The organism is Streptococcus sp. 517s (assembly GCF_054445985.1).
In genome coordinates, this window is sequence record NZ_CM136847.1 from 1,222,601 (window position 1) to 1,234,749 (window position 12,149).

At 41.3% G+C, this 12,149-nt stretch carries 9 protein-coding genes; all 9 read right to left on the reverse strand.

Going from position 1 to position 12,149, the window contains the following annotated elements:
• Positions 1 to 36 precede the first annotated feature (36 nt).
• The 9 genes from glyS to ACVX3R_RS06330 all read right to left on the reverse strand — a co-directional run bounded on the left by glyS (position 37) and on the right by ACVX3R_RS06330 (position 12,146).
• A complete protein-coding gene (gene glyS / locus ACVX3R_RS06290; protein WP_458794588.1) occupies positions 37 to 2,073 on the reverse strand; it encodes a glycine--tRNA ligase subunit beta in 2,037 nt (678 codons plus the stop codon).
• A 260-nt stretch (positions 2,074 to 2,333) separates the two neighbouring features.
• Positions 2,334 to 3,251 carry a glycine--tRNA ligase subunit alpha gene (glyQ, locus tag ACVX3R_RS06295; protein WP_000038746.1) on the reverse strand — a complete coding sequence of 306 codons (918 nt, stop codon included), beginning with the start codon at positions 3,249 to 3,251 and terminating at the stop codon, positions 2,334 to 2,336.
• A 274-nt stretch (positions 3,252 to 3,525) separates the two neighbouring features.
• Positions 3,526 to 4,368 (reverse strand): aldo/keto reductase, encoded by an 843-nt coding sequence (locus ACVX3R_RS06300; RefSeq protein ID WP_458794589.1) that lies wholly within the window; start codon positions 4,366 to 4,368, stop codon positions 3,526 to 3,528.
• 81 nt (positions 4,369 to 4,449) lie between these two features.
• A complete protein-coding gene (pgdA, locus tag ACVX3R_RS06305) occupies positions 4,450 to 5,838 on the reverse strand; it encodes a peptidoglycan-N-acetylglucosamine deacetylase PgdA (protein WP_458794590.1) in 1,389 nt (462 codons plus the stop codon).
• Positions 5,839 to 5,942: 104 nt separating this feature from the next.
• On the reverse strand, positions 5,943 to 7,670 hold the full coding sequence (gene ezrA, locus ACVX3R_RS06310) for a septation ring formation regulator EzrA (RefSeq protein ID WP_458794591.1): 1,728 nt from the start codon (positions 7,668 to 7,670) through the stop codon (positions 5,943 to 5,945).
• An 80-nt stretch (positions 7,671 to 7,750) separates the two neighbouring features.
• Positions 7,751 to 9,697, reverse strand: a complete 1,947-nt coding sequence (gene gyrB, locus ACVX3R_RS06315; RefSeq protein ID WP_000134079.1) for a DNA topoisomerase (ATP-hydrolyzing) subunit B — start codon at positions 9,695 to 9,697, stop codon at positions 7,751 to 7,753.
• A 13-nt stretch (positions 9,698 to 9,710) separates the two neighbouring features.
• A complete protein-coding gene (locus ACVX3R_RS06320) occupies positions 9,711 to 10,274 on the reverse strand; it encodes an HAD-IA family hydrolase (RefSeq protein ID WP_279586244.1) in 564 nt (187 codons plus the stop codon).
• Between the two features lie 83 nt (positions 10,275 to 10,357).
• Entirely contained in the window at positions 10,358 to 10,912 is a 555-nt protein-coding gene (locus ACVX3R_RS06325; protein WP_458794592.1) for a DJ-1 family glyoxalase III, read from the reverse strand.
• Between the two features lie 10 nt (positions 10,913 to 10,922).
• Positions 10,923 to 12,146: an FtsW/RodA/SpoVE family cell cycle protein gene (locus ACVX3R_RS06330; RefSeq protein ID WP_458794593.1), complete on the reverse strand. Its 1,224-nt coding sequence runs from the start codon at positions 12,144 to 12,146 to the stop codon at positions 10,923 to 10,925.
• Between the last annotated feature and the right edge of the window lie 3 nt (positions 12,147 to 12,149).

Genomic DNA, 12,149 nt, shown 5'->3' on the forward strand with positions numbered 1-12,149 from the left:
CCTTTGTAAAAAGATACAGTTCGTTTAATAGGGAGTCTACTTGGTATTGATTTGGTTAAAGCGTGCAAGCTTAGCTGCTTTCTTGGTTAATTGCGACAAGATGGCCAATCGATTTTGACGAATATCTTGATCATCGGTCATTACCATAGTATCCTCAAAGAAAGCATCAATAACTGGACTAAGCGCAAAGAGTTGTTCTAATTGCTGACTTGCAGTCCCTGATAAAACGAGTGATTCTACTGTTTCCGCCAAGGCTTTCTCTTCTTCATTTTCAAAGAGAGCAGGGTCAACTGTTTCAGATCCTTCCGCTTTCTCAGCCAAATTAAAAGCACGAGAGAGAGATTCGACAGACGGTTTGAAGTTTTCTTCCTTGCTTGCTTCTACAAGAGCACTTGCTACTTCCAACATATCCGCCACGACAAAGTTCGAACTTGCAAGGACTGCTTCCTTGATGTCTTTTGGAGTTGAACCCATCATCTTATCGACACGAGCCTTGATAAAGTCCATGACCTCTGCTTTATTTTCATAAGTTAAGCTGTCGAATTTCAACGTATAAAGGCTATCAATCAGCTCATCCATAGCAATGTGCCAACCAAAAGCATCCAAGATACGAACTACACCTTGAGTTGCACGACGAAGGGCATAAGGGTCATTAGAACCTGATGGAATCAAGCCTACTGAGAAGAAACTCAAAATCGTATCCAATTTGTCTGCAATGGCTAGAATGGCTCCAATCTTGCTCTCTGGGAGAGCTCCATCCGCTGATGTAGGCATGTAGTGTTCACGAATGGCAGCCGCAACTGCTGAAGTTTCCCCAGCAAGAAGGGCATATTTCTCACCCATAATTCCTTGGAGTTCATCAAACTCACCAACCATCCCTGTCAACAAGTCAAACTTGTAAATGGATGCTGCGCGGGCAAGATCAATCGTTTCATCCACTGATAAACCAGCTTTTTCCGCCAAAAGGACGGCAATCTGACCCGTACGAATCATGTGTTCACGAAGGGAACCAATCTTTTCGTGGAAGGTCACATTGTTTAACTTTTCGACAAGGTCTGAAATAAGCAATTTTTGGTCTTCACGCCAGAAGAATTCACCGTCTTCCAAACGAGCAACTAAGACTTTTTCATTACCCTTGATAACATTTTCCAAATGCTCTGCGTTTCCGTTACGGACTGAAATGAAGTTTGGCAAGAGTTTTCCATCTTGATCTCGGACAACGAAGTAGCGTTGGTGCTCTTTCATCGAAGTTACCAAAACTTCTTCTGGAACTTCAAGGTATTTGGCATCAAAACTTCCCATAAAGGCAGTTGGGTATTCAACCAAGTTCAAGACTTCGTTCAGTAAGTCAGCATCAATTTCGATGCGTACGCCTTGTTCAGCTTCGATTGCCTTGATTTGGTCAACAATCATTTGCTCACGTTCACGAGGGTCCGCGATTACAAACTGCTTACGAAGATCTTCTTCGTAGCTCAATGCTGACTGAATCTTAGTTTCTTGTCCCAGGAAACGATGGCCACGGCTTACACGACCGCCCTTGATATCAAGAAAATCCAAATCAAACTCTTCTTCATCTAAAAGAACTGTCAAAGTGTGTACAGGGCGGATATATTCAAAGGTGTTGTTAGCCCAGTGCATGCTGACAGGGAATGTCAGTGACTTCAAGACGTCTACTACCCCTGGAACAATGGCTTCAACTGGTTGCCCCACTTCTTCCTTGGTAACATAGACATATTCTTCACCCTTGATTTCACGGAATTCAATATCTTCAACCGTCAAGCCTTTCCCACGGACAAATCCTTGAGCTGCTTTGGTGAAGTTTCCATCACTATCCAAGGCGATTTTCTTTGCTGGTCCCTTGAAATCTTCTGTCAAATCAGACTGTTTGTCTGCAAGACCAGTCACACGAACAGCCAAACGGCGTGGTGTTGAGAAGGTTTGAATGGCTTCAAAGGAAAGACGATTTTCTTTGAGGAAGGTTGCCATTTTTTCACCTAGTTGTTTTTCACTAGGAGTTACTACGTAGGCTGGTAACTCTTCAAGACCGAGTTCTACTAATAAGTTTTTTGTCATGTTTTTTCCTTTACATTTTCTTCAATCTTTTTTTGATATGCACCTTAGGTACTGGGGACGTCGCTAACTAACTTTTGTGAGTCTGTAAGGAAATCTTATACCAAATAAACTAGATTTCCAACAGTCTCATCAAAGTGGATTTAGCTGACTGATTTTTGAACCCAAGGTTTCAAAAATCCCCACATAACAGTACGGCGGTGCATATCCCTCTAGCAAGTCTTCGACTTGCCTTTAACGATTTTAGAGCACAGTATTACTTACTATTCTGCGTCTTCTGCTAAGAGTTTAGCTCGTGTTGCTTCATCCAAAAGTGGGTATCCTAGGCGTTTGCGTTCTGCGACAAAGGTTTTGGCTACGACACGGGCTAGGTTACGGATACGAGCGATATAGCCTGCGCGCTCGGTTACGGAAACGGCACCACGCGCATCAAGCAGGTTAAAGGTGTGTGAACATTTGAGAACATAGTCATAGGCAGGGTGAACCAAGCCTTCTTCCAATGCACGCCCAGCCTCTTTTTCAAACTTATCAAAGTTTTCCAACAACATCTCTTGATCCGAAATTTCAAATGAATATTTTGAATGCTCGTACTCAGGCTGGATGAAGATTTCTCCGTATTTTACACCATCGGCCCACTCGATATCATAGACAGAGTCCACTTCTTGAATGTAAGAAGCCAAACGTTCCAAACCATAGGTAACTTCCGAAGTCACAGGGCCAGTTGCCAATCCACCAACTTGTTGGAAATAAGTGAACTGAGTGATTTCCATCCCATCAAGCCAAACTTCCCATCCAAGACCAGCTGAACCAGTAGAAGGGTTTTCCCAGTTATCTTCAACGAAGCGGATATCGTGTTCCAAAGGATTGATACCCAATTTTTCCAAAGACTCAAGGTAAAGTTCCTGGATATTTGATGGAGATGGCTTCATGACCACTTGAAATTGGTGGTGTTGGTAAAGACGGTTAGGATTTTCCCCGTAGCGACCGTCAGCAGGACGACGTGATGGCTCTACATACGCTGCATTCCATGGCTCAGGACCGATAGCACGAAGGAAAGTGTAAGGACTCATTGTTCCCGCACCTTTTTCATTATCATAAGCCTGCATGAGCATACAACCTTGGTCATTCCAAAATTGTTGCAAAGTAAGGATGATTTCCTGGAAAGTCAATTTTTTAGACATTGTTTACTCCTTTTTTATAAATTCTTATGACTTTGGATACAAAAAGAACCGTGTCTTTGCTCCTAAGTCTGTGACCTAGGGGCGTCAGAAACGCGGTTCCACCCTAATTTATTACTTCATTGTTTTTAAAAATACGACAGAAAGCGCCAGTTTCTTACCTTGTTCTACTTGGCTCCCACTATCCCAAGCTCGCTTGAAGAACGCCATAAGACTTTCTTTCTTGTTGATTATTATATCAGAAAGAGAGAAAATTTACAATTCTTTTTCTTACTTTCTAAAAATCCATCTCATCCACACGTGGTGCGCCTGAAGTCACTGAAATTGTCTTTAAGACTTCTCGCTCGTCTTTACTGAGTTCAATTCCAAAACAGTCAAGATTGCTCTGGATACGAGAGGCTGTCACTGACTTAGGTAGAGGTAAAAAGCCTTCTGCCAAACTCCAAGCCAAGGCAATTTGAGCCACTGATTTCCCATGCTTAGCAGCAATTTCTTGGACTTCTTTCTGTTCAAACAACTCTCCTTGGCCAAATGGCCCCCAAGCCTCTAAGAGAATTCCTTTCTCTCTACAGTAGTCAACCACTTCCTCTTGATAAACTCCTGGTGCCAAGCGTACCTGATTGACCGCCGGGATGATTCTTGCTGTCTCAAGTAAGGCATCCAAATGATGGGGAAGGAAATTACTAACGCCGATAGCACGGATTTTTCCTTCTTGGTAAAGGTCCTCCATCGCTCTCCAGACTTCAGCATTGCGAGTTTTCCATTCGTCATTTTCTCTTAAAGGTTTTGGATTTGGCCAATGGATGAGGTACAAATCTAGATAATCCAAGCCCAGTTTTTCCATTGATTCTTCAAATACTTGGCGAGCGTCATCATAGCTGTGATTGGTATTCCAGAGTTTGGTCGTTACAAAGATTTCTTGTCGTGGAATACCACTATCTCGAATAGCGCGACCAACACTCTCCTCATTTTTATAGATAGCCGCAGTATCGATATGTCGATAACCGGCCTTTAAGGCTTCTAAAACGGCTTGGTAGGCTACCTCTCCATTTTCAGCCTTCCATGTTCCAAATCCTAGAACAGGAATTGAAACTCCATTATTTAGCGTATAAGATTTCATATTTTTTCCTTTCTATGTGAAGAAAATCTAAAGAAACAAAGTCCTGATTATCAGAATACTTGCTCCTTTAGATTTTAACAATTATTGATCACGGTCATAATACATTTCGTGAGCTTTCAAGCGAGAATTGAGCATTTCCGGAACAGTCACAAATGTATAACCTTGCTCTTTCAGATATTCTATAATCTTTGGAAGAGCATTAACTGTAGCGCCGTGAATATCATGCATAAGAACAATCGATCCATTACGAACTTGATGCTGAATCTCTGTTAAAATAGCAGTTTCATTCTTGCTCTTCCAGTCCAAACTATCTACATTCCACATGATAAAACTCAAATCCAGACTATTACGAATATCATCTGTAATCGCTCCGTAAGGAGGTCGCATAAGTTTAGAACTCGAACCTAAAACCTTGGTCAAGGCATCTTCCGTATCCGTGATTTGTTTTTTAGCATCTTCGAGGGATAATTTAGAAAGGACAGGATGATCCCAGCTATGATTTCCCACAACATGGCCTTCCGATTTCATTCGTTTCAGAAGATCCTCATTTCCTGCTATGTTTTTTCCAAGTACAAAGAAAGTTGCCTTTACACCGTACTTAGCCAAGGTATCCAAAGCTTGTGGAGTTGTAGTCGGATTTGGACCATCATCAAAGGTCAAGGCTACAACCTTTTTATTTTTCTTGGCAAAGTAAGTTTGATAAAGTTCAGTATCTTTTTCTAGTAAATAAGAGGACTCAATGACATCAAAGAAACTGGATATTGGCAAAGCAATTTCTTCAACAGTCTCTTCAGAATTAGCAGGATAAAGGATGATTTGACTATCTTTATAATCAAAACTCCAAGATGATAAGTCCTGATCTGTGAAGTTTTTTACAACCTGATCAATTTTTGCCTGGTCAAGTTTCTTATCTTCTAAAGTTGATTTGACCTGACTCAGTAAGAGTTCCTTAGCCTTGCTTGCATCTTTGAAGAGTTTGCTGAGGTCAAAATCTTTCCCATCTTCAGTCAAGAAAATTTTTCCTAAAGAAGTCTTTTCTTTTTCTTCAACCTTTGATGCAGATAAATCGTAGACTTGCTTGCTGATATTACGAACAACAACTCCCTTTAGGACAGGATCCAGCTGCTCAGTATAATAAAAGACCAGATCCTCTTTATCTTCTAGATTTTCTTTGATGTCTTGGTTGATTTTTTCTCTAATAGACGCAATGACTTCCTCTCCTTGTAGAGGGTAGTAGGCAATCACCTCAGCTTGCCCTTTTCGGAAATGTTCCCTCTGACTACCTGAGTTGAATTGCTGGTCCTTTTCGCTTTTTAGAGCTTCAATTTTTTGTTCATAAGATTGCTTTTGTAGAACCTTGTAGCCAATGGCACTTCCCAAAAGAATCATAGCGATTCCTAAGATCCCAACAAAGGAAAGCAATAACCTTCTCTTTTTATCGTGAGAAACACGGTTCGTATTTTTCTTCATATTTCCATCATATCAAATCAAAGCTATTATTTCAATGATAAACAGGTAATCTAGCTCCATTTCAAAAAATAAAGAAAAAGCTTAGAATTCTCTAAGCTTCTATTTTAAAAGCGAATCGCTTCACGTGTTTTTTCATATGAAGTCACAAAACGATTTGTAACTCCTGGTTCTGCAACTTCCAAGGCTTGAGAGATCTTCTCAAATGATGCCCGATAGTCAAACTCTTTCTCAAAAATTTCAAGTGCTTCGTTGAAAGCCTCTTGGATGCGTTCATCAAATGAACGGTAGCGATTTGAGTATTGGAGAAGTTGCTCAGTCAAAGTTGCATACTGAACAATATCGTATGTTTCTGTCTCAAGTACTGCCATATCATTCGTTGCAATTTCAAGAATTCGCTTAACAGATTCAATATTAACCTGCGATTGTTCTAGCTCCGCCATCAAATCTTCAGTGTTATGACTTGCCGTAAAGAAGAGTTTCAAGAAACTTTGAGGGATTCCTGGTAAGTTTCGCTTCTCCATGTAACGTTTGATGGTGTGCAAACGATTCACATAGACATTTGCTTTTTGGCGAGCATTGAGGTCATCTTTTTCAATTTGCGCAAGTCGTTCGCTCACAGAAATTTGCTCATCTTCAATATCTTTGAGATTGCTTTGAAGCATTTCCAACTGTTCTTCAAGAACAGAATAGGCTTGAGCAGATTCTCTTTGATCCTCTGTTACTTCTAAAATAGCGGTATCAAGTGCAGCTAATTCTTCTTGAAGTCGGCGAACATGATTTCCATTACTTTCTGGAAGAAGATAAGTTTTATTCAGGCGTTCAAGATCCTGAACAAGCATCTGGTTATTTTCTTTCAAGTGGTTGAGATAGGTTGGAAGTGTTGAGAGGAGATTCTCAACGACTTTTTGAGCCTCAATTTCACGAGTGAAAATATCATAAAGTGCGTTGATTTCTTCTTGAATGCGATTATTTTCATACTCTGCATTGTCCAACTCCAACTGACGAATGTTTTCTTGATTATTCTTCAAAGATTCATGCAAAAGTTGGAAACGTGACTCAATATCTGTTTCAGTAAAGTGGTAGTTGGCATCCAAAAGCTTACGATAGCCTTCTTCCAAATCTGCTAATTGGTCTGGTAATTCCTTTGTCAAGGTTTCAACAAGAGCTGGAATCCGATCAACAATATGCGTTAGAGCAAGAATATGATTTTCAGTATCATCTAAGATTGCTGCAGCTTCAACTGGGTCACCTGATGAGTTAAGGGTAACGAATTGAGAGAATTCCGATTGGATATTTTCCAATTGTTTCTCAATCTCAGGAAGAGATTTTCCATATTTCTCTGAGTCCTCTGCAACAGTATGTTGAAGGGTTTCAAACAAGTCCAAAGCATGTAGGACACGACCACTATTCTTAGATTCTTGCTTTTCAAGTTCAGAAAGGGCATTGCGAATAGCTGCAATATCCTCTTCAATCAAACTAATCTGGCTTTCAATTTGATCAATCTTGTGAGCTGCTTTAAAGAAACGGAAAGAATTATTGTAGTTTTCAGCTTCAAAGAGGTGATTTTCGATGTCTGCAAATGAGTTCAGAGATAAATCAACCCATTTTTGATTCCATTCACGAAAGGTTACCTGACTTTGACCAATCAAGTGCATATTTTTAACGGCTTCAACCTCATCATTTACAGGAAGGTTGTAGAGTTCTTCTTTTCTTTCTTCAAGCGCCGTTAATCTGCTTACATTACGCTTACGTAGAAAAATGGCTGTTACATAAGCTAAAATCAAAATGACCGCAATCGCAACCATTAGATAAATTAGTTGTCCATTAGACATATCAAACTCCTTTTATACTAGAAACAATCGTAATGATTATATCATATTTTTTAAACCAAGGGAACTATTTCCCACATTTTTTAGACGTCAAGTGTACTGTAAACAGCGTTTTCTTCGATAAATTCGCGACGAGGTTCTACCCGATCTCCCATCAACATATCAAAGATTCTATCTGCTTCAGCAGCATCATCTACTGAAACACGCGCCATCAAGCGATGTTCTGGATCCATGGTTGTTTCCCACAATTGGTGGTCATCCATTTCTCCCAACCCCTTATAACGTTGGATGGTTGGCTTTGAGCGCCCTTCACTATGACGTGCTAAGGCTTCTTGGAGTTTAATTTCTTGATCTGTACCTGGCTGGATGTATTCTTTGATCTCACTTCCAACTTTAACCCCATAAATCGGTGGTTGGGCAATATAAACATAACCAGCTTCTAGGATTGGTTTCATGTAGCGGTAAATCAAGGTTAGCAAGAGAGTTCGAATGTGGGCTCCATCAACATCGGCATCAGTCATCAAAACGAGTTTTTGGTAACGAGCCTTAGTGACATCAAATTCTGCACCAAATCCTGTCCCCATGGCTGTGAAGAGACTCCGAATTTCTTCGTTAGCAAGAATTTTATCCATGCTAGCCTTTTCAACGTTCAAGATCTTACCACGAATTGGTAAGATAGCTTGGAACTCACGGTTACGACCAGATTTAGCTGATCCACCGGCCGAGTCTCCTTCGACGATGAAGAGTTCGGTTTCAGCAGGATTATTTGAAGAACAGTCTGCTAGTTTTCCTGGAAGATTGGAAATTTCCAAACCAGATTTCTTGCGAGTGACTTCACGCGCACGCTTGGCAGCTACACGAGCCTTGGCAGCCAAAATTCCTTTTTCCACGATGCGTTTAGCAATCTGTGGATTTTCCATAAGAAAATCAGAGAAGGCATCGCTGAAGAGGCGATTGGTGATCTTAACTACTTCACTATTGCCCAGCTTGGTCTTGGTTTGTCCTTCAAACTGTGGGTTTGGATGCTTCACTGAAATAACTGCAGTCAAGCCTTCACGGACATCTTCCCCTGTTAGGTTGTCTTCATTGTCTTTTAGCAGCTTATTTTTGCGGGCATAATCATTGATAACACGCGTCAGTGCTGTACGGAAACCTTGCTCATGCGTTCCACCTTCATGGGTGTGAATATTATTGGCGAAACTCATGACATTTTCGTGGTAACCGGTTGTGTACTGCATGGCTACTTCAACAGTAATATCATCCATCTCACCATCTGTGTAGATTGGTGTGTCAAAGATAACATCCTTGTTCTCGTTGATATATTCAACGTAACTAGCAATCCCACCTTCATAGTGGTAATGTTTGCTTTGTTCGAGACCTTCACGCTTATCTGTGATGGAGATTCGAAGACCCCGGTTCAAAAAGGCTAGTTCTTGAATACGTTTATTTAATTTGTCAAAGTCAAAGGTCGTTGTTTCTGTAAAAATCTCTGGGTCCGGTGTGAAGTGAACTGTTGTTCCGGTTTTATCCGTATCTCCAACCACCTCAAGATCAGCAACGACATTCCCACGGTGGTATTCTTGATAATAAATTTTTCCGTTTTTATGAACCCGAACATCTAGTTGAGTTGAGAGGGCATTTACTACTGATGAACCCACACCGTGCAATCCACCTGATACCTTGTATCCGCCACCGCCGAACTTTCCTCCAGCGTGAAGAACAGTAAAGACGGTCTCAACAGCAGGACGTCCTGTCTTTTCCTGAATGTCAACAGGAATTCCACGTCCATCATCTACAACGGTGATGGAATTATCTGGCTCAATAAGGACTTGGATATGACTGGCAAATCCTGCTAGGGCTTCATCAATTGAATTATCAACGATTTCCCAGACTAGATGGTGAAGGCCTTCTTTTGAAGTCGACCCAATATACATACCTGGACGCATACGAACGGCCTCCAACCCCTCCAAAACTTGAATTTGGCTGGCATCATAATCCTGTGCCTGTTGATTTTTGATTTCTTCTGTCATTTTTTCCCTTTTCTTACATGTCTATTGCTTGTCTCAGTGTCACAACGTTTTTAAAAAGATAGGCATCTAAGCCGGCAGCTTTCCCTGCTTCTACATCAATATTCCTGTCTCCAATGACCAAACCGGATGAGATATGATATTTATCACGTAAATAAATCATGGACTCAGGATCTGGTTTTCGTTTGAAACCGGAACTGGCAGTCACGACTTCTGTGAAATAGTCAGCTATCTGAGTCTTTGCAAGAAGTTCTAGAACTTGGTCATTTCGATGAGAAACTAAGAAATGACGGCCACCCTTGTCAGAAATGTCTTTGAGTAATTCTGGAATCCCTTCAAACAAAACTGGATACTCTAGCTCACGCGCTTCATTATCTTTGTAGTTTTCTAAAAAATTCTCGATGTCTGGGGCAAACTTCTCAATGGCAAAAGCTGTCGAAACCTTTAAGGCTTCGTAAACACGGTCGTGTTCTTGCTCTATTCCGTATTGGGCTAAGGTCTCTACAAAGGCTGCTGTAGAAGTCTCATAATTATCCAATAGGGTACCACCTAAATCCCATATGTAGTCGTGATATTTCATACCCTTCATTATACCATTTTTTTATGAAAAAAGCGATGATTTCCTAGATTTTTCCAAGCAAAAACGAGAGCCGAACTCTCGTCTTACTGTTGATTTCCAAAGACATCTCGATAGATCATGCCGTCTCGTAAACTTTCAGCATCTCCTCCCAATTGCTCTACCAACTCATAGGCAAAGGCAAGTGCGGTTGACGGTCCTCGGCTGGTTGTTAGATTACCATCCACAACCACTGTTTGCTTTTGATAAATTCCGTCAGTAATTTGCTCCTGAACTCCGTCATAACAAGTAAAGTGTTTGTCTTTCAGGACACCTGCTTGATGAAGAGCGATTGGGGCTGCACAGATGGCAGCAATTTTCTTTCCTGCTTGATTAAAGGCTTGAATCTCAGAAATGAGGGCTGGATTATCCCGTAGGTGAGCTGAGCCTGGCATGCCACCTGGAAGAACTACCAAGTCATAGTCGGACAAATCACCATCAAAGATACTGTCGGCTTTTACCTGAATGCCATGTGATCCTGCCACCTGCTCTTCAAATCCTACCATATCACATGAAATGTTTGCTCGACGCAAGACATCAACTACTGTCAAGGCTTCAATTTCTTCAAAACCCTGGGCTAAAATAACTGCTACTTTTGACATAGTGGCCTCCTTATTTGATTTGTTTTAGGACGACTTTCTTTCGTTTAAATGGAACTTTTCCACTTTTCTCCTCCGCTAGGTTTGTCTGGTAACTCATAGACAAGAGGAGACCGACACCGATGAGGTTGCTAATAATTGCGGAGCCCCCTTGAGAGATGAAAGGTAGAGGAATCCCTGTCAAAGGAAGTAAGCCTGTCACGGCACCGATATTTTCAAAGATATGGAAGAGCAACATCATGATAAAACCAGTCGAAATGTAGGTGTAGAACTGGTTATTTGACCTGAGCGTAATCTTCAACATCCGGTAAATAAGAAGTAAGTACAGGGCAACGACAAAGACCGAACCAATAAAGCCAAAGTCTTCAGCAATCACTGTGAAAATCATATCACTCTCACGTACCGGAATGAGGAGATTGGACACATTGAAACCTTGCCCAAACAAGCCACCACTTCCAATCGCAATTTGTCCCTGCGCCTGTTGGTAAGTCGTTGTTTGCGCGAAGTCAAAGGGATTGAGCCAAGCCAAGATGCGGTTGATCTGGTAGGTTGGCATTCCAATCTGATGCAAGAAGGCACGTCCATCCTTGCTTATAAAGATGGCCATGAAGCCTGCAACTGCAGTCACTCCTGTCGCAAAAACAGGAATGATAATCTTCCACGAAACACCTGAAAGGAGAACCATACCTGCAAAAATAGCTACAAAGACCAAGGCAGTCCCTAAGTCACTTTGTAGGGCTAAGAGGATCAAGACTGGGATGGTAAAGGCAATCATCCAACCAATTAATAGGAAATCCAAGGGAATAGTTCGTCGCCATTCCTTGTGTTTTTGAGTGAATTGTACGATGGCTCGAGCTAGCATCAAGATATAGGAAATCTTCATGAACTCCGATGGCTGAAAGAGTGTCGTTCCACCAATCGATACCCAGTTCTTGGCACCTGTAGAAGCTACCAAACTCGGATTGTAAAAAACAAGAGGTAGAATCATCAAGACTAGACCTAAGCCATAAAGGTAGGGAGTCACCTTCCATAAAAACTCGGTATTAAAGAACATGACGACAAACCCAATGATAAGACCCAAGGCAATCCAAGCGATTTGCTGACCTAGAATTGGAAGTACATTATTGGGATAGTCATGACTAACTGCTATATAAATGGCCACTACTCCAATCACCAGTAAACAAAACACTGGTAGGAGGAGGCTATAATCGACTCGAGAGTCGAAGGAACGTTTCATATT